Below are 19038 nucleotides of genomic sequence, written 5' to 3'. Positions count from 1 at the left end.
ATGCCCGTGACCGTCCCCCCCGTGACCATCCCGAACACCGCCGTCCCCGGCCCGGCCCACGGGCAGCGCCGATCCCCGCGGCACCGCCTGACGCCGCATCTGCCCGCGCTGGCCTTGGCCGTCGCGGGCCTTCTGGCGCTCAGCCTGTTGACGCTTGGCCGTCCCGGCACGACGGGACAGTTCCTGGTCGTGACGCCGCCGCGGCTTGCGCCGGGCGCGGTGATCGACCTGGTGCATCGCGCCGGAGGGGGGACCTTGGGCTTTGGCCGGCTGCCGGGGATCAGCCTTGCGCTGTCGGACCGACCTGACTTTGCCGAACGGGCGCGCGCCCTGGGCGCGTGGGCGGTGCTGCCGGCATCGGCGGATCTGGGCTGCGTCGCGGCCAACCCGGAGGGCGCGCGATGAACGTCGAGCTGAACGCCCTGCGCGCCCGCTATGGCCGCATGCTGGTCACGCTGTTCTGGGCTCATGTGCCGGTGGTCGGGCTGGCCGCGGCCTGGGTGGGCAGTATGTCCCCGATCCGCGCCATGGTCCTGGCCGGGGCGCTGGCCGCGATCTATCACGTCATCTGGACGCGCCACGGCACCGCGCCGGTGACACGCAGCCTGTCGGCCGTGGCCCTGGTGGGCGAACCGGCGCTGTTCCTCCTGGTCTTCGACGGGCACGGCTGGCAGATGGACATGCACATGTACTTCTATGCCGTGCTGGCGCTGAACCTAGCCTGGTTCGACCGCACGGCGCTGATCATGGCGGCCGCCGCGATCACCGTCCACCACCTGGTCCTGTTCTATCTGCTGCCGAGCGCGGTCTTCGCGACCGACGGCGATCTGGCGCGGGTGCTGCTGCACGGGGCCATCGTGGCGTTCCAGACGGCCGTGCTGGTCTGGGTCAGCGACAAGGTCGTGCAGTCCTTCGACCGCATCGGCCGGATGAGCGACGAGATCGTGGCCAAGAGCGCCGCCCTGGAGGAGCGCACCCGCGAGGCCGAGGCCGCCAACCGCACGAAAAGCATGTTCCTGGCCAACATGAGCCACGAGATCCGCACCCCGATCAACGCCATCCTGGGCTTCTGCCACCTGGTCCAGCGCACCGCGCTGGAGCCGCGCCAGCGCGAGCATGTCGCGCGCATCAGCACCGCGGGCGGCGCGCTGCTGCGGCTGATAAACGACCTGCTGGACTTCTCCAAGAACGAGGCGGGGGCGCTGACGCTGGAGGCGCGGCCCTTCGACATCCGCTCGGCCATGTCCTGCCAGGTGCAGATGGTTGCCGACATCATGGCCAGCCGCAACCTGACCCTGCGCCAGGAGATCGACCCGGCCTTGCCCGAAGTGCTGGTAGGAGACGAGCTGCGCCTGAATCAGGTGCTGCTGAACCTGCTGTCCAACGCCGTCAAGTTCAGCCGCGACGGCGAGATCGTCCTGCGCGCCCGCATGGCGGAGTGCCGCGACGGACGCGCCTGCGTCGAGATCGCCGTCGGCGACTGCGGCATCGGCATGACCGAGGCGCAGATGACGCGGCTGTTCAGCCCCTTCGCGCAGGCCGACAGCTCGACCACGCGGCGCTTCGGCGGCACCGGGCTGGGCCTTGCGATCTGCCGCCAGATCGTCACGCAGATGGACGGCTGGATCCGCGCCGAAAGCGTGCCGGACAAGGGCAGCACCTTCACCGTCTCGGTCACCTTGGGCGTCGGCACCGAGGCCGTGTCCGAGACCGTGCTGCCCTGTTTGGCGATCCGCGACCTGCGGGTGCTGATCGCCGATGACAGCCCCATCGCGCTGAAGATGCTGGAGGAGATCTTCTCGCGCTGGCAGATGCGGGTGATCCTGGCGCCGTCGGGGCGGGCGGCGCTGGACATGGTGCAGGCCGCCGATCAGCGCGGGCTTGGATATGACCTGGTCATCCTGGACTGGAAGATGCCAGGTATGGACGGGTTGCAGACGCTGCGTGCGCTGCGCCGCATGGCGCTGCGCCGGCGGCCCGCCTCGATGGTGATGACCGCGCATGGCGTCGATGTCGTCATGGCCGAGGCCGCCGGAGAGCCGATCGACCTGTTCCTGGCCAAGCCCATCGACGCGCGCAGCCTGCTGGAGGCGCTGAAGCAGCTGCCCGGCCTGGCCGAACGCCACGCCGCGGCCGAGGCCGGCGCCGCCGCCCCCGCTAAAGCCTCGCCCGCGCTGCCCCTCGCCCTTGTCGGGCAGCGCGTCCTTCTGGTCGAGGACAATCCCATCAACCAGGAGATCGCGGTCGCCCTGCTGACCGATGCCGGTCTGAGGGTCGACTGCGCCGAGAACGGGCTGATCGCCTGCCGCATGGTCGAGGCGGGGGGCGACGATTATGCCGCCGTCCTGATGGACATGCAGATGCCCGAGATGGACGGGCTGAGCGCCACCCGCCGCATCCGGCAAGGCCGGGACGCCGCGCGGCTGCCCATCATCGCCCTGACCGCCCATGCCTATGACGAGGAGCGCGTGGCCTGCCTGAACGCGGGCATGTGCGATCACGTCACGAAACCGGTCGATCCCGCGCATCTGATCGCGGTCCTGGCGCGGCACATGCGCGTCGTGCCCCCCCCGGTCGAGGCCGCGGCCCCGGCCGGGCGGCCGGCGACGGGCGATCTGCCCGATACGTTGCCGCCCTTCGACATTCCGGCCGCACTGGCGCGGGTGAATGGCAAGCGGGCGCTGCTGCACCGCCTGATCCTGACCTTTGCGCAGAACAACCGCGACGCCGTGGCCCGGCTGCGCGCCGCCGTGGCTCAGGACCGGCTGGAGGAGGCGCATCGCATGGCGCACACGCTGAAGGGGGTGGCGGCCTCGCTGGAACTGCCGCTGGTCGCGATCCTGGCCTCGCGGCTGGAGGCCTGCCTCGGGGCCGGGGAGGTCGAGCCGGTCGACGCCCTGCTGGAGGAGCTGGACGGGCTGCTGGCTGCGGCGATCGGGGCGGCGGACACGCTGGCCGGTCCTTCTGTCGTGCCCCCCGACGCGGCGTCCGCAGCGCCGTCGCCCGCAGGCCCGCCGCCCACCGGCGAGGCGGCCCATGTCGAGCGGCTGCGCGGCCATCTGCTGGAGCAGGTCCGCCGCCGCAGCATGGCCGCCCGCGCCAGCTTCGACAGCCTGGCCGAGGCGCTGCACCTGGATGCCGCGACCCGCGCCGATCACCCGGTCCGGCAGGCGCTGGTGCGGCTGGACTATGCCGCGGCCGCCGCCCTTCTGGACGCCCCCCACGCCGATCTCGGCCCCTTGAGGACATGAGCATGGAGAGCCGCCCGACCATCCTGGTCATCGACGACGAACCCGCCAACATTGAGATCGTCTCGGCCGTGCTGGAGGAGGATTACGACATCTGCTTCGCCCTGTCGGGCGAGCAGGCGCTGGAGGTGGCCCATGCCAGCCGCCCCGACCTGATCCTGCTGGACGTGGTGATGCCGGGCATCGACGGCTATCAGCTGTGCCGCCTGCTGAAGGCGGACCCGCAGCTGTGCGACGTGCCGGTGATCTTCGCGACCGCCCTGGGTGACGACGAGGCCGAGCTGCGCGGCCTGGCCCTGGGTGCCATCGACTATGTCACCAAGCCGATCCGCCCCGCCACCCTGCAGCGGCGCGTGCGCAACCACGTCCAGATGAAGCGCCTGCGCGACCAGCTGGCCGAGCAGGCGCTGCGCGACCCGCTGACCGGGCTTGCCAACCGAAGGGCGCTGGAGCGGCGCCTGCAGGCCGAGCTGCACCGCCAGGCGCGGGAGGGCGCGCCCATCGCGGTGCTGATGCTGGACATCGACCATTTCAAGGGCTTCAACGACACCTATGGCCACCTCGAGGGCGACATCTGCCTGCGCGCCGTGGCGCAGGCCCTGGCGGCCAGCATCCGACGGTCGGGCGACCTGTGCGCGCGCTATGGCGGCGAGGAGTTCGCCTGCATCCTGCCCGGCACCGACCTGGACGGCGCCCTGCACCTGGCCGAGACGATGCGCGCGGGCGTCATGGCCTTGGGCATCGCGCATGCCGCTTCGACGGCGGCATCGGTGGTGACGGTCAGCATCGGCGTGGCGGCCGGGCGCTGCGACATGGGCGGCACGAACGACCTGTGGCTGACCGGGGCGGACCGCATGCTGTACCGCAGCAAGATCGCCGGGCGGAACCGGGTCAGCGGCCAGGTGATGGCGCGCGAGGAGGACGGCCGCGCGGCCCCCAAGACCGGGGCGGCGGGCTGAGGGGCGGCGGACGGCACGAGGCGCTTGAATGCGCCGCCGCTCTGGGTCAGGCTGCACGGCGTGCAACCCCGCAGCAAGGCGGGGGCCGTTCAGAGACAGGGAAATCCGCCATGACCTTCCACCTGACCACCCGCGCCGTTCTGCTGGCCTCGGCCCTGGCGCTTGCGCCCGCGGCCTTTGCCGAGACGCCCGCCGACACGCTTGTCGTGGCCCATACCATCGACGACATCATCAGCCTGGACCCGGCCCAGAGCTTCGAGTTCTCGGGCAACGACGTGAACAACAACACCTATGACAGGCTGGTGGATTTCGACCCGCTGAACCCGGAGGCAGGCTATCAGCCCAGCCTGGCGACCGAATGGGTCGTGGCCGAGGACGGGCTGTCGATCACCTTCACCCTGCGCGAGGACGTGACCTTCCATTCGGGCAACCCGGTCCGCGCCGAGGATGCCGCCTGGTCGCTGCAGCGCGCGGTCAAGCTGGACAAGACCCCGGCCTTCATCCTGACGCAGTTCGGCTTCACCGCCGACAACGTCGAGGAGCGAATCACCGCCGAGGGCAACACCCTGACGCTGGTGCTGGACAAGCCCTATGCGCCGTCCTTCGTGCTGAACTGCCTGACCGCCAACATCGCCAGCGTCGTGGACCGCGAGACCGTGATGGCCAACGAGGTCGACGGCGACATGGGCAATGCCTGGCTGTCCACCAACGAGGCCGGATCGGGCGCCTATGTCCTGGCCGCCTGGCGCCCGAACGAGGCGGTGCAGCTGACCGCCTATGAGGAGTACTGGCAGGGCGCCCCCGCGATGAAGCGCGTGATCGTGCGCAACGTCGCAGAATCCAGCGCGCAGCGCCTGCTGCTGGAGCAGGGCGACATCGACGTTGCGCGCAACCTGACGCCGACGGATGTCGAATCCATCGCCGCCGTGGACGGGATCACCGTCCAGGACGAGCCGCGCGGCCGCATCCTCTACATGGGCCTGAACCAGAAGGACGAGCTGCTGTCAAACCCCGCCGTGATCGAGGCGATGAAGCATCTGGTCGATTACGAGGGCATCACCGGCAGCTTCCTGAAGGGTCAGTTCGTCACCCACCAGACCTTCCTGCCCCAGGGCTATCTGGGCGTGCTGGAGGAGCAGCCCTGGACCTATGACGTCGAGAAGGCCCGCCAGATCCTGGCCGATGCGGGGATCGAGGGCGGCACCATCACCACCCGCGTGCGCGACCTGCGCGAATACGTGGACGTGGCCCAGACCCTGCAGGCGTCGATGGCCCAGGTCGGCCTGACGCTGAACATCGAACAGATGACCGGCGCGCAGGTGCTGGACGCCTATCGCGCCCGCGAGGTGCCGATCTTCCTGGGCGAATGGGGCCCGGACTATTCGGACCCGAACACCAATGCCGCGACCTTCGCCTACAACCCCGACAACAGCGACGAGGCCGCGGCCGTGGGCCTGCTGGCCTGGCGCAACGCCTATGAGGTCCCGGCCGAGATGAACGAGGCCACCGTCGCCGCCACCCTGGAGCAGGACGCCGACGCCCGTGCCGCGATGTATCAGGACATCCAGCGCCAGTACCAGGCCGAGGCCCCCATCGTGCCGCTGTTCCAGCGCATCGAACAGGTCGGCCTGCGCGACGGCGTCCAGAACTGGTGGAGCGGCGGCGCCATCTCGTCGGTCATGTATCGCCAGGTGACGAAGGGCGAATAAATGGCCCTGACCGATCCGACCGGCGCCGCGACCGCACCGTCGCGGCGCCGCGCCCTGACCCGCCGGCGCCTGCGCCGCGTGGCGGGGACCGTCCTGTCGCTGGCGCTGACGCTCCTGGGGCTGCTGCTGGTCACCTTCATCATCGGGCGGGTCATGCCGATCGACCCGGTGCTGAAGGTGGTGGGCGACCGCGCCACCCAGGCCCAGTACGACGCCGCCTATGTGGCGATGGGCCTGGACAAGCCGCTGATCGTGCAGTTCCTGTCCTATGTGGGCGACGTGCTGCGCGGCGATTTCGGGCGCTCCATCTCCACCGGGCAGCCGGTGGCGCAGGACATCGCCCGCGTCTTTCCCGCGACCTTCGAACTGGCGGCCCTGGGGACCTTCATCGGTGTCGTGATCGGCGTGCCTCTGGGCGTGATCGCGGCGGCGCGGCGCGGCGGCGTCATCGACCAGGTCGCCCGCGTCGTGGCGCTGGTCGGCTATTCGATGCCGATCTTCTGGCTGGGGCTGATGGGCCTGCTGATCTTCTACGGCATTCTGGGCTGGGTCGGGGGGCCGGGGCGGCAGGGCATCATCTATGACGGGATGGTACCCCCCGTGACCGGCATGATCCTGGTCGACAGCCTGATCGCCGGGGACTGGGGCGCGTTCCGCGACGCGTTCTCTCACATCATCCTGCCGGCCAGCCTGCTGGGCTATTATTCGCTGGCCTATATCAGCCGCATGACGCGCAGCTTCATGCTGGAGCAACTGTCGGCGGAATACATCACCACCGCCCGCGTCAAGGGCCTGTCCGAACGCGCCGTCATCTGGGGCCACGCCTTCCGCAACATCGCGATCCCGCTGGTGACGGTCATCGCGCTGTCCTTCGGCTCCCTGCTGGAGGGGTCGGTGCTGACCGAGATCATCTTCAGCTGGCCGGGCCTGGGCAGCTACATCACCCGCGGCCTTCTGTCGGGCGACATGAACGCGGTGCTGGGCGGCACGGTGGTCGTGGGCGTGTGCTTCGTGGTCCTGAACCTGTTCAGCGACATCCTCTATCGTTTCCTGGACCCGAGGTCGACATGAGCGCCATGACACGCCCCCCGGAAAGCCGGCGCGACTGGCTGCTGTCCGACGCGCCCCAGACCCGCCGCCAGGCGCGGCTTGGCGCGATCTATCAGGGCTGGCTGACCTTCCGCGCCAACAGGCTGGCGATGGTCGGGCTGATCATCCTGGCGCTGCTGATCGGCATGGCGATCCTGGCGCCCTGGATCGCGCCGCAGGACCCCTATGCCCAGAACCTGGCCGACCGGCTGCAGCCGCCGTCGGCCGCGCATTGGCTGGGCACCGACGCCTTGGGGCGCGACATCCTCTCGCGGCTGATCCACGGCTCGCGCATCACGCTGTTCATCGTGGGCACGGTCGCGCTGATCGCGCCGGTCATCGGGCTCTTGATCGGCACGGTGGCGGGGTTTGCCGGGGGCTGGGTGGACCAGGTGCTGATGCGTGTGACCGACATCTTCCTGGCCTTCCCCAAGCTGATCCTGGCGCTGGCCTTCGTCGCGGCCCTGGGGCCCAGCATCGGCAACGCGGTGCTGGCGCTGGCGCTGACCGCCTGGCCGCCCTATGCGCGCCTGGCGCGGGCCGAGACGCTGACCATCCGTAACGCCGACTTCATCGCCGCCGCGCGCCTGCAGGGGGCGGGGCGGCTGCGCCTGCTGATCCGCCACATCTGGCCCCTGTGCCTGTCGTCGCTGATCGTGCGGGTGGCGCTGGACATGGCGGGGATCATCCTGTCGGCGGCGGGCCTGGGCTTTCTGGGCCTCGGCGCACAGCCGCCGCTGCCCGAATGGGGGGCGATGATATCCGACGGGCGGGGCTATATCCTGGATTTCTGGTGGGTCGCCGCCATGCCGGGTATCGCGATCTTCCTGGTGTCGATGGCCTTCAACCTGCTGGGCGACGGGCTGCGCGACGTGCTGGACCCCAAGGGAGACAAGTCGTGACCAAGCCCCTTCTGTCCGTGCGCGACCTGCGCGTCACCTTCCCGACCCGGCAGGGCGAATTCCAGGCCGTGCGCGGCATCGATTTCGACCTGGGCCGCGAACGCCTTGGCGTCGTGGGCGAAAGCGGGTCGGGCAAGTCCATGACCGGCCGCGCCATCCTGGGCCTGGTGCGCCCGCCCGGCCGGGTCGAGGCCGCCCGGATGGCGCTGGAGGGCCAGTCCATCCTGAACCTGCCCGACCGGCAGATGCGCGCCATCCGCGGCGGGCGCATCAGCATGGTCATGCAGGACCCCAAGTTCAGCCTGAACCCGGTGATGACCGTGGGCCAGCAGATCATCGAGGCCTATCGCCTGCACGCCCGCGCGCCCCGCGCCGCCGCCCGCGCCAAGGCCCTGGAGATGCTGGAGGCCGTGCAGATCCGCGACCCCGAACGCGTCATGGACAGCTATCCCCACGAGGTGTCGGGCGGCATGGGACAGCGCATCATGATCGCCATGATGCTGGCCCCCGACCCGCAGATCCTGATCGCGGACGAGCCGACCAGCGCGCTGGACGTGTCGGTCCGGACCGAGGTGCTGCACATCATGGACCGGCTGGTCCGCGACCGCGGCATGGGTCTGATCTTCATCAGCCACGACCTGAACCTGGTGGCGCAGTTCTGCGACCGGGTGCTGATCATGTATGCCGGGCGCGTGGTCGAGACGCTGCCCGCGCGCGACCTGCACCGCGCGCAGCACCCCTATACCCGCGGGCTGCTGGACAGCCTTCCGCGGCTGGACGCGCCCGTGTCGCGCCTGTCGGTGCTGGAGCGACAGGACAGCTGGCGCGACCCCGTGGTGAAAGGCCCCTGAGATGCTGAGCGTTTCCGATCTGGACATCTGGTTCGGCCAGGAGCCGGACCGCAAGACCGTCGTTCACGGCGCGGCCTTCGACGTGGGCCCGGGCGAAAGCTTCGGCCTGGTGGGCGAGAGCGGCTCGGGGAAATCGACCATCCTGCGCGCCATCGGCGGGCTGATCCCCGGCTGGTCGGGGCGCATCGCGGTCGACGGCCGCGACCAGCGCGGCGATCGCCGCGACCGGGCGTTCTTCCGCAGCGTGCAGATGGTGTTCCAGGACCCCTATGCCAGCCTTCATCCGCGCCATTCCGTCGATGCCGTCCTAGCCGAGACCCTGCGCCTGCAGGGCATGGACCGGATCGACCAGCGCATCGTCAGGCTGCTGGACGACGTGGGCCTGGGCCGGGGCTTCCGCTTCCGCTATCCGCATCAGCTGTCGGGCGGGCAGCGCCAGCGCGTGGCCATCGCCCGCGCCTTGGCGGCGGAGCCGCGCCTGCTGCTGCTGGACGAGCCGACCAGCGCGCTGGATGTCAGCGTCCAGGCCGAGATCCTGAACCTGCTTGCCGATCTGCGCGAGGAGCACGGGCTGACCTATCTGATGGTCAGCCACGACCTGGCGGTGATCGCCCATATGTGCGACCGGCTGGCCGTGATGCAGCAGGGCCGCATCGTGGAGATCCTGCCCGCCGACCGCCTGCGGGCGGGGCAGGGGGCTGAGCCCTACACGACCCGACTGATCGCGGCTTCGGCCGGATACCACCCCGAGGAGCCCCGATGACCCGCGACGCCGCCATCGCCGCCGCCACGCGCCAATTCGACGAGGGCGGCTTCTTTGCCGATCTGGCTGCCCAGGTCGCTCGCCCCACCGAAAGCCAGGACCCCGCCCGGCGCGAGGAGCTGGGCCTCTATCTGTCGCAGGCGATGGTGCCGCGCCTGACCGGGCTGGGCTTCGACTGCCGGCTGATCGACAATCCCGACCCGCGCGGCGGCCCGCTGCTGATCGGGTCGCGGATCGAGGACCCGGCCCTGACGACGGTCCTGACCTATGGCCATGGCGACGTGGTGCGCGCCCAGACCGACCAGTGGCGCGACGGGCTGCACCCGTTCCGGCTGACCGCCGAGGGCGACCGGCTGTACGGGCGCGGGGCGGCGGACAACAAGGGACAGCACCTGATCAACCTGACCGCGCTGGAGGCGGTGCTGCGCGTCCGGGGGCATCTGGGCTTCAACCTGCGCATCATCCTGGAGATGTCCGAGGAGACCGGGTCGCCGGGTCTGGCGCAGGTCTGCCGCGACCATGCGGCGGATCTGTCGGCGGATGTGCTGATCGCCTCCGACGGGCCGCGGCTGCAGGCGGGGGTGCCGACGCTGTTCATGGGCTCGCGCGCGGCGCTGCCCTTCGATCTGGCGGTTGATCTGCGCGACGGGGCGCATCATTCCGGCAACTGGGGCGGGCTTCTGGCCGATCCGGCCATCCTTCTGGCGCAGGCGCTGGCCTGCATCACCGACGGCCGCGGCCAGATCCGCGTGCCGGAATGGCGCCCCGCGGGGGTCGATGCGGCCCTGCGCGCGGCGCTGGCGGACCTGCCGGTGATCGAGGCCGGCGGTCCCGAGGTCGATCCCGATTGGGGCGAGGCCGACCTGACGCCGACCGAGCGCGCCTTTGCGTGGAACAGCTTCGCCGTGCTGGCTATGGCCTCGGGCGTGCCCGAGGCGCCGGTCAACGCCATCGCGGGCCGCGCGCGGGCGACCTGCCAGCTGCGCTATGTCGTGGGGACCGATCCCGACGACATCCTGCCGGCACTGCGCCGCCATCTGGACCGCCACGGCCATCACGCGGTGCGCATCCTGCCGCGCGACGGCGATCTGGTCCCGGCGACCCGTCTGATGCCCGACCACCCCTGGGTCCGACGCGTGGCGGCCTCGGTTCAGGACACGATGGGGATCACGCCGCATCTGCTGCCGAATCTGGCCGGGTCGCTGCCGAACGACTGCTTCGCGGGTATCCTGGGCATGCCGACGGTCTGGATTCCGCATTCCTATCGCGGCTGCTGCCAGCACGCGCCGGATGAACATGCGCTGGCCAGCCTGTCCCGGCAGGCGCTGCAGGTGATGGCCGGGCTATGGTGGGACATCGGCGCGGACGACGCCGGTCGCTGAGCGGCGAGGCCCCGGATGATCGTTATAGTCCTGCCGCCATGCGATTCCAAAAACCCCCTTGCCCCCCGCAGGAGAGGTCCATATACGGGTCGGCGGAGACGTGGCCGAGTGGTCGAAGGCACACCCCTGCTAAGGGTGCAGGCCCGAAAGGGTCTCGAGGGTTCGAATCCCTTCGTCTCCGCCATAATCATCAGTAAGTCATTGATATTTTTCTATTTATGCGCGCCTCTACCGGGCCGCGCATCATAGAGCCCATCTTCGCAAACGCACCTGAACGCGACTGCCTGCAACGGATCGACTCAGGTCATGGACCTGGGACGACCTTTCTCTGCGTACAGAGCTTGAACCTGTATGATGCTCATGGCGAGAGCAACGATCAGTCTGATAATCCGCCGAGCAGCGCTTCTGCCTGGGCCAGCACGCCTTGAACGGCGGCATCTTCAAGGTCCGGCGGATAGCCGAACTTGCGGAGGATCCGTTTTACGAGCACCCGAAGCCGCGCCCTTGCGCTGTCGCGGTGAGCCCAGTCCACGGTGACATTCGCGCGCAAGCCCTTCAGCAGCTCATGGGCGATGACCTTCAGCTGATCGTTGCCCAAGACCTGAACTGCGCTCTCGTTGTCGGCCAGCGCGTCGTAGAACGCGACCTCCTCAGGCGATAGGCCCTCTTCTTCGCCCCGGTCGCGCGCCGCGCGCAGATCGCGGGCCATGGCGATCAGCTCCTGCAACACCTCGACCGTGCTGATGGCGTTGGTGTGATAGCGCGCGATGGCATCCTCAAGCCGCTCGGAGAACTTGCGTGTCTCGATCACGTTCGACCGTGACCGTGACCGGATCTCATCGTTCAGAAGCTTGCGCAGCGCCTCCAGCGCGAGGTTCTTCTTTTCCATCTGGCCGATCTCGGCCAGAAATTCGTCGGAAAGGATCGAGATGTCCGCCGAGGCAAGACCGGCCGCCGAGAGGATATCGACGATCTCGGTCGAGGCGACAGCGTCGTTGATGATCTGACGGATGGCCAGATCGCGTGATGCCGCGGAGCGACCGCTGCTGTCGGCTGCCTTGACTATTGCAGAACGCACGGTCTGGAAGAACCCGACCTCGTCACGCACCTCCTGTGCGGCGTCGCTGGCCGCAGACAAGGCGAAGGCTTTGGACAGCGCCAGAACGGCATCCTGAAAGCGCCGATGGGCGGCCTTCTTGGCGTCCGGGTCCCTCTCTCGCTGCGCGGCCTCATCCTGCCTCGCCAGAACCCAGTCCATTGCCTGGGCCAACGCGATCAGACGCTGTTCGGGGGTGCCCGTCAGACCTGTCGAATAGTCGAGCCCATGAAACATCGCGCGCACGATATCCAGCCGCTCCAGAAGCGCCGCGACGGCCTCGGCCTCATCGATCCCGGCCTGTTCCTGGTCCGCCGCCGAATACTGCCCAAGGGCAGCCTTCAGGTTCTGTGCAATGCCGATATAGTCCACGACCAGCCCTGCGGGCTTGTCACGGAACACCCGGTTCACGCGCGCGATCGCTTGCATCAGGCCATGGCCGCGCATCGGCTTGTCGACATACATCGTGTGCATCGAAGGGGCGTCGAACCCCGTCAGCCACATGTCGCGAACGATCACCAACCGCAGCGGATCGGCCGGGTCCTTGGCGCGTTTGGCCAGCAGGTCGCGGCGCGCCTTGCCGCCCAGATGCAGCTGCCAGCCCTCGGGGTCGGAGGCGGAGCCGGTCATCACGATCTTGACCGATCCCGCGTTATCATCGTCCGAATGCCAGTCGGGCCGGAGCGCGACGATCTGATCGTAAAGATCGACACAGATGCGCCGGCTCATGCAGACGACCATCGCCTTGCCGTCCATGGCCTGCACGCGCGCCTCGAAATGCGCGACGAGGTCCTCGGCGACCATGCGCAGCCGCCGCTCGGCACCGACCAGCGCCTCGATCGTCGACCACTTGCGCTTGATCCGCTCCTGCTCACCAAGGGCCTCGTCTTCGGTCAGGGCCTCGATCTCGGCATCGACGCGGGGCTTTTCCTCTTCAGGCAATTCGATGCGCGCCAACCGGCTTTCGTAATAGATCGGAACCGTCGCGCCATCCTCGACCGCACGGCTGATGTCGTAGATGTCGATGTAATGGCCAAAGACGGCGGGCGTGTTGACGTCGTCCTGCTCGATCGGCGTGCCGGTGAAACCGATGAAGGATGCGTTGGGCAGCGCGTCGCGCAGATGCTTGGCAAAGCCGTAGGCCATCTCGCCGGTCTTCTCGATCCTAGCCTTGAAGCCATACTGGCTGCGATGGGCCTCGTCCGCGACCACCACGACATTGCGCCGGTTGGTCAGCATTGGATAGGCCTCGCCCTTCTCGGGCGCGAATTTCTGGATCGTCGTGAAAACCACCCCGCCCGAGGCGCGCGAAAGGGCTCTTTGCAGATCCTCGCGGCTGTCGGCCTGGATGGGGGGCTGGCGGATCAGGTCGCGGCACATTGCGAAAGTCGCAAACAGCTGGTCGTCCAGGTCGTTACGGTCGGTGATGACGACGATGGTCGGGTTCTCCATCGCCGGTTCGCGCACCAGCTGCCCGGCATAGAACGCCATCAGCAGGCTTTTCCCAGACCCTTGGGTGTGCCAGATCACTCCGGCCTTGCGGTCCCCACCGCTCCGGCTTGCCGTGACCGTACTGGCCACAGCGCGACGCACGGCATGGAACTGGTGATACCCGGCTATGATCTTGGCGATGCCGCCGGGCGTATCGCCGAACACGGTGAAGTCCGAGATCAGCGCCAGCAGCCTGTCCCGTTGAAACAGCCCCTCAACCAGTACCGACATTTCGGGTGCGCCCTTCGATGCCAGGTCCGACCCGTCGATCGTACGCCAAGGCATGAACCGCTCCGCATTCGCCGTCAGAGAGCCGACCCGCGCCCCGATCCCATCTGTCGTCACCAGCAACGCATTGGTCCTGAACAGAGAGGGGATCTGCCGCTTGTAGGTCTGAAGCTGGTTGTAGGCCGCCCCGAGCGAGGCCGCCTCGGCCCCCGGCTTTTTCACCTCGATCACTGCGACGGGCAGGCCGTTCAGGAACACCACCACATCGGGTCGCCGGTTATGCCCGTTCTCGGCGACCGTGAACTGCGAGATCGCAAGCCAGTCATTCGCCGCATCTGCCCGATCCAGCAGCCGCACCGCATCGCCGCGGATCGTGCCATCTTCGGCGCGGTATTCGACCGGCACGCCTTCGACCATCAGCCGGTGCAGGCGACGGTTCTCCTCGATCAGCGACGGACGCTCGGCGGCGATCACCTGGCGCAGCGCATCGGCGCGAGCCTCTTCTGGAATGTTTGGATTCAGCCGCGCGATTGCGGCCTCCAGACGCCGCGTCAGGATCGTGTCGGAATAGGCTTCACGCTCTGGCGCGCTGTCATCCGGACCGGCGGCCTTGTCTGACAGGCACGCGTAGTCAAGTCGTGCCAGCTGATCGAGAAGAACGGCCTCTACTTCAGCTTCGCTCAAGATCGTCATCCGGGGCTTCTCACCAAATCTAGAATGCTAAAGGTTATCGTACCAATTATAGTCGTCGGAATAGCGCTCAAGATTACGCCAACTTGCCCGTTCGGCCACCCATTCCTGCAATTCTGTCGCCAGGTAGATAACGCCCGGAGTTTGAGGGTCATCGGCGAGTATGCCTGCAAGTTTTTCAAAAAGCGCAAGTTCGTGTTGCGGCACTGTTTCGGCGATCCGTTTGCAGACATCAGCTACCATGTCGTCCAAAATGTCGGACGCGTCGTGGTAGTCACCGTTCTGGACGTGATGAGAATACTCACCCCATACGCTCTTATAACTATGCCCGGCGAAGATTCCTGACGCCTTGATGCGGGTAAGCTGGTTGATCGCCTGTCGTCCAAGCTCTTTCATTTTCGCTCTCTGCCATGGGCTGAGAAGCTCAAGCACGATAGATGAGCTGTTGTTCCGGCTTGGCTCCTCGCCATCAGACATGCTCATGCCCCGATCTTTCCCATCTGCTGCACTTCAGAAGAACTGCGATGACCGCCTCTAGGTCATTCACACTGCGCAGGGCCACGCACAGCAGGTCGGCCTGTCCCAGCAGTGGCATCGGCTCCAGCGCGGAGTGGCGGCCATAGCTGCGCCCGCCATTCTTCGACGGCTTCTGATACAGCGTGGCGGCGGGTGAGTGGCGCAGCGGGATCGGGCCGAATTGCAGCGCGCCCGCCTGATCGGCGCGGACCCAGAGATTCGCGGGCGATTTCTCGCCCTTCTCGAACATCACCTCGATGGGCGCGCCGTGGTCCGAGCGCAGGGTATAACGGTTGGCATAGGCGCCCTGATGGCCAAGGGGGTGTTCCCGGCCAAGGCTGTCGAGGCGGTCAAGGATGGCGCCTTTCAGCGCGGTGCGAGACAGGGTCATGCGGTCTCCAGTTCGGACAGGGCATCGGCAACCCGCAATTCGCCCGACATGAGGCGCGGCAGCAGCAGGTCGCGGGTCTGGGCGAGGTAATGATTTTCCATAGATTGCATCTGGTCTAACATTGGCGCGCAGATAGCGAAAAATCCTGAAACGACTTCTCCAGGTGGAACGATTACCTTCTCAGCCTCCAAGAAATGAGAGGTTTGAAAGTTAGCGATCCCCGTGCTTTGATTTTGATACTCCCACGTTCCGCCGCTTGCATAAAGGTTTAGCAAGTGCTGCGATAACACGACCCCCCATTCAACGGTTATGGGCCTGAAGCGCCTGCAGAAGCTGGTGGGCGCAACAGGAACGCTGAAACGATTCAGCATAGATTGCGTGAAGTACAGCGATCGACCTGTTGGCTGTGTCGGGCTTCCGCCAGAAACCTCGATAACTATGTCACCCGGTTGCAGAAATCTTTTTTCAAGCTTTTTTTCATTGGCAAACCTCAGGGGAACCCGGTTCGGCCCCGCATTCACCAGATCAGGGATGTCAGTGCCACGAATTACAGCCATAGGGGCGGTGAACTTTGCGTCTTGTTCCCCATTCCCCCAGTCGCCACCGATTGATGAAGTAAGCAATTCTCCAAAGGATTTCCGGCCCCAACCCTCTGGCTTACCCTCGGCGTCGAGGCGGTCGGGGAAGAGGGACCAGAGGTCGGGCGAGAGGTAGGGCTCGCGGCCTTCCATCTTGGCGCGAGTGGGGCCGAAATCGACAAACCAGTCGCGGAACAGCGCCCGCGCTATGGCCTCAAGCGTGGCGTTCATCTTCCGGTTCAACTCGATCTTGTCATCCAGCGCCCCGAGAGTGGCGGCGATGGCGCGTTGTTCGGGAAGGGGGACTGCCGGAATCTCGAACTTCTCGATCATCCCCTTGGTCAGTGCATTCCGGGTTGCACCAGAGGCCGCCAGCCCAAGCATGTGAGCTTGCATCTCAGGTGAGACCATGAAGTATCGGAGAAATCGCGGATCAATCACCTCGGGCTTCGGCCGAATGATTGCGACATGTTGGTTCACCCGGGCAGGCAAAACCACGGGATCTACTTGGCACACCCGAGCGACACTATCGCCTGTGATGTTCAAGAGAACGTCGTCGGGTTGAACTTCGACGTTGGATAGCTGGTCGGCTTGTTCTTGAGAAATGAAAGCGAGCCCACCAACCGAAAAACGCTCATTCAAGACATTCTGGCTGCGAATGAGTGAGTACGGGCCTTCGGCAAGGTATGCTTCTTTGCCGCCGCGTGGGGTCGCGCCGCTGCCGATCTTCAGACAGTGATCGCCAAGACGAAGCGTTCGCCTCACAACAAGACCCCCGCCAAACGCGCCCGGATGGTCGCCGTCAACTCCTCGGCCTCGTCAAACTGCGCCTCCAATTGCTCCTGCAAGGCGGCGAAGCGTTCGGTGAAGGGCGTCTCGTCCTCCTCCGCCGCCTCGGCCCCCACATAGCGGCCCGGGGTAAGGACGTGGCCGTGGGAGCGGATCTCCTCAAGGCTCGCCGATTTGCAGAACCCCGGCACGTCGGCATAGCCCTCGCCCAGCCGCCAGGCGTGGTAGGTGTCGGCGATCCGGGCAACGTCAGCGTCGGCAAATTCCTTGCGCGTCCGGTCCACCATGACGCCCAGCTTGCGGGCGTCGATGAACAGCACCTCGCCGCGCCGGTCGCGCAATTTGCGGTCGCGCGCGATGCCGTTCGACTTGTCCTTGGCCAGAAACCACAGGCAGGCCGGAATCTGGGTGGAATAGAACAGCTGGCCCGGCAGGGCGATCATGCAATCCACCACCTCGCCCTCGATCATGGCCTTCCTGATCTCTCCCTCTCCTGACTGGGTCGAGGACATGGAGCCATTGGCCAGCACCACCCCCGCCGTGCCGGTGGGCGAAAGGTGATGCAGGATATGCTGCAGCCAGGCGAAGTTGGCATTGCCCGCGGGCGGGATGCCGTATTTCCAGCGCCCATCCTCACGCAGCCGCTCGCCGCCCCAGTCCGAGATGTTGAAGGGCGGGTTGGCCAGGATCACATCGGCGCGCAGGTCGGGCAGTTCGTTCTTGTGGAAGGTGCCTTCGCTGTTCCACTTGATGTCAGCGTCGATCCCGCGCACGGCGAGGTTCATCTTGCACAGCCGCCAGGTGGTGTAGTTCGATTCCTGCCCATAGATGGCGATGTCGCCCAAGCGGCCGCCATGCGCCTCGACGAACTTCTCGGACTGCACGAACATGCCGCCCGAGCCGCAACAGGGGTCGTAGACGCGGCCTTTGTAGGGTTCGAGCATCTCGACCATGGTGCGGACGACCGAGCGGGGGGTGTAGAACTCGCCGCCGCGCTTGCCCTCGCTGCCCGCGAACTGGCCGAGGAAGTATTCGTAGACCCGACCCAAGAGGTCGCGGGCCTTGTCCTTGCCCTCGCCCAGGGCGATGCCCGAGATCAGGTCGATCAACTCGCCCAGCATGACCGCGTTTAGTGCGGGGCGGCCGTAATCCTTGGGCAGCACGCCCTTAAGCGACGGGTTAACGTTTTCGATGGCGATCATCGCCTCGTCGATCAGGCGGCCGATGCTGGGCTGTTTGGCATTGGCCTGAAGGCTGGACCAGCGCGCCTCGGCCGGAACCCAAAAGATATTGTCGGCCAGGTATTCGTCAGGGTCTTCGGCCCCTTCGGGATATTCCGCCAGCAGTTCCTGGCGCTTGAGTTCGAAGCCGTCCGAGATGTGCTTGAGAAAGATCAGCCCCAGCGCAACATGCTTGTAATCCGATGGCTCCATGTTGCCGCGCAGCTTGTCGGCGGTCTTGAACAGGCTGGCCTCGATTCCCAGGTCCGACGCGTTATCCTTTGATGCCATGTGAAATACTGTCCTCTCAATTCGGGGAGAGGCTAGGTCAATGCCGCGGCAGTTTCCAGATGCAACACGCAGAAGGGATGCTCAGGCGCCAGATCGCTGCGCGGCGGACGGGAGGTCTTGATCGAGCGTCAGAGTCATGGGGCTCAAACAGACAGAGGTCAACAGGGCGGGGGAAGACGTCGCTGGGAATGGGACCCAGCTTGACATCTGCTTGGATTGCTTTGACGATCAGTCGCGTCGGGGCCGCGTCACAGGACTGCGCGAGCTTCAGCTACTCGATGATTGGCCTGTTGATCGTTGGTCCCGGCACGCGAATTGCCCCGATTGCGGTAGCTTCTGCCACCAATGACCGATGGGCGGGGCTGTGGCCTCTAAGCCAGCGGCATCGTCCTCACCGACCGCGAACATTCCACCCCCGGGTCAGGATCCTGAAGTTCTCATTTTCCAGACGGACGATTTCCGCGCGGATGCGCATGTAGGTATGCCAACGCATCCGGTGCGGTTTGGGCGGGACAGGGAAGGTAGGGTTGGGTTCCTCTTGGCCCAGGCGCCGCCGCAGCTTTCGCGCCTTCGCACTCATGCGATCCACGGGTGCGTTCAATTCGCTGCCGTGACGCCCGCCGAGGCATTCGTTGCAGCGCAGGCCCGTGCGCAGGATAGCGCAACGCCTGTTGCAGCCTGGGCAGAGGAACCAGCGCCGTTCGCCGCCGAAGTTGCAGGGCGTCGTGACGATGTCGATCTGTTGTCCGTCCACATGAATTGCCCGAAGTCCCTTGAGCCATGAGCGGCGGCTGTCGAGATGAACAGGGAATGCGTCACAGATCATCAGCCTAAACCTTACGCTG

Annotated in this window: 14 protein-coding genes, 1 tRNA gene and 1 pseudogene; 10 read left to right on the top strand and 6 right to left on the bottom strand. The window is 66.7% G+C overall.

Translation table 11 applies throughout. The annotated features are described in order from the left end of the window. Positions 1-6 precede the first annotated feature (6 nt). The 10 genes from AC2SGK_RS15105 to AC2SGK_RS15060 all read left to right on the top strand — a co-directional run bounded on the left by AC2SGK_RS15105 (position 7) and on the right by AC2SGK_RS15060 (position 11087). Positions 7-405, top strand: coding sequence for a hypothetical protein (locus tag AC2SGK_RS15105; protein WP_488324328.1), 399 nt, complete (start codon positions 7-9; stop codon positions 403-405). Next, a complete protein-coding gene (locus AC2SGK_RS15100) occupies positions 402-3251 on the top strand; it encodes a hybrid sensor histidine kinase/response regulator (RefSeq protein ID WP_488324327.1) in 2850 nt (949 codons plus the stop codon). The genes AC2SGK_RS15105 and AC2SGK_RS15100 overlap by 4 nt, the downstream gene beginning before the upstream one ends. After that, the gene (locus AC2SGK_RS15095; RefSeq protein ID WP_488324326.1) at positions 3248-4207 is read left to right on the top strand and encodes a diguanylate cyclase; all 960 of its coding nucleotides are present in this window, start codon (positions 3248-3250) and stop codon (positions 4205-4207) included. Before AC2SGK_RS15100 ends, AC2SGK_RS15095 begins: the two co-directional genes overlap by 4 nt. Positions 4208-4317: 110 nt before the next feature. Then, the gene (locus AC2SGK_RS15090) at positions 4318-5916 is read left to right on the top strand and encodes an ABC transporter substrate-binding protein (protein WP_488324325.1); all 1599 of its coding nucleotides are present in this window, start codon (positions 4318-4320) and stop codon (positions 5914-5916) included. Continuing rightward, on the top strand, positions 5917-6987 hold the full coding sequence (locus tag AC2SGK_RS15085; RefSeq protein WP_488324324.1) for an ABC transporter permease: 1071 nt from the start codon (positions 5917-5919) through the stop codon (positions 6985-6987). After that, entirely contained in the window at positions 6984-7907 is a 924-nt protein-coding gene (nikC, locus tag AC2SGK_RS15080) for a nickel transporter permease (protein WP_488324323.1), read from the top strand. Before AC2SGK_RS15085 ends, nikC begins: the two co-directional genes overlap by 4 nt. Beyond that, a complete protein-coding gene (locus AC2SGK_RS15075; protein ID WP_488324322.1) occupies positions 7904-8758 on the top strand; it encodes an ABC transporter ATP-binding protein in 855 nt (284 codons plus the stop codon). The genes nikC and AC2SGK_RS15075 overlap by 4 nt, the downstream gene beginning before the upstream one ends. Position 8759: 1 nt before the next feature. Then, positions 8760-9521: an ABC transporter ATP-binding protein gene (locus AC2SGK_RS15070; protein WP_488324321.1), complete on the top strand. Its 762-nt coding sequence runs from the start codon at positions 8760-8762 to the stop codon at positions 9519-9521. Further along, positions 9518-10903 (top strand): M20 family metallopeptidase, encoded by a 1386-nt coding sequence (locus tag AC2SGK_RS15065; protein ID WP_488324320.1) that lies wholly within the window; start codon positions 9518-9520, stop codon positions 10901-10903. The genes AC2SGK_RS15070 and AC2SGK_RS15065 overlap by 4 nt, the downstream gene beginning before the upstream one ends. 94 nt (positions 10904-10997) lie before the next feature. Beyond that, positions 10998-11087 (top strand) — tRNA-Ser (locus AC2SGK_RS15060). 192 nt (positions 11088-11279) lie between these two features. Here AC2SGK_RS15060 and AC2SGK_RS15055 read toward each other — a convergent pair. From AC2SGK_RS15055 to AC2SGK_RS15030, 6 genes and pseudogenes are all read right to left on the bottom strand, one after another. Continuing rightward, positions 11280-14411: a type I restriction endonuclease subunit R gene (locus AC2SGK_RS15055; protein ID WP_488324319.1), complete on the bottom strand. Its 3132-nt coding sequence runs from the start codon at positions 14409-14411 to the stop codon at positions 11280-11282. 27 nt (positions 14412-14438) lie between these two features. Then, on the bottom strand, positions 14439-14891 hold the full coding sequence (locus AC2SGK_RS15050; protein ID WP_488324318.1) for a hypothetical protein: 453 nt from the start codon (positions 14889-14891) through the stop codon (positions 14439-14441). Next, complete coding sequence (locus AC2SGK_RS15045) at positions 14878-15315, bottom strand: hypothetical protein (protein ID WP_488324317.1); 438 nt, start codon at positions 15313-15315, stop codon at positions 14878-14880. The genes AC2SGK_RS15050 and AC2SGK_RS15045 overlap by 14 nt, the downstream gene beginning before the upstream one ends. Next, positions 15312-16658, bottom strand: a complete 1347-nt coding sequence (locus tag AC2SGK_RS15040; protein ID WP_488324316.1) for a restriction endonuclease subunit S — start codon at positions 16656-16658, stop codon at positions 15312-15314. The genes AC2SGK_RS15045 and AC2SGK_RS15040 overlap by 4 nt, the downstream gene beginning before the upstream one ends. Then, complete coding sequence (locus AC2SGK_RS15035; protein WP_488324315.1) at positions 16655-18193, bottom strand: class I SAM-dependent DNA methyltransferase; 1539 nt, start codon at positions 18191-18193, stop codon at positions 16655-16657. The genes AC2SGK_RS15040 and AC2SGK_RS15035 overlap by 4 nt, the downstream gene beginning before the upstream one ends. 391 nt (positions 18194-18584) lie before the next feature. After that, positions 18585-19038: pseudogene (locus tag AC2SGK_RS15030) on the bottom strand (hypothetical protein); the annotation flags it as partial.

The sequence above is a fragment of the Paracoccus sp. NIOT.M2S5SZ12 genome, assembly GCF_057748165.1.
Note: the sequence above shows the minus strand (reverse complement) of the source record. Positions and strands in the feature narration are given on the sequence as shown.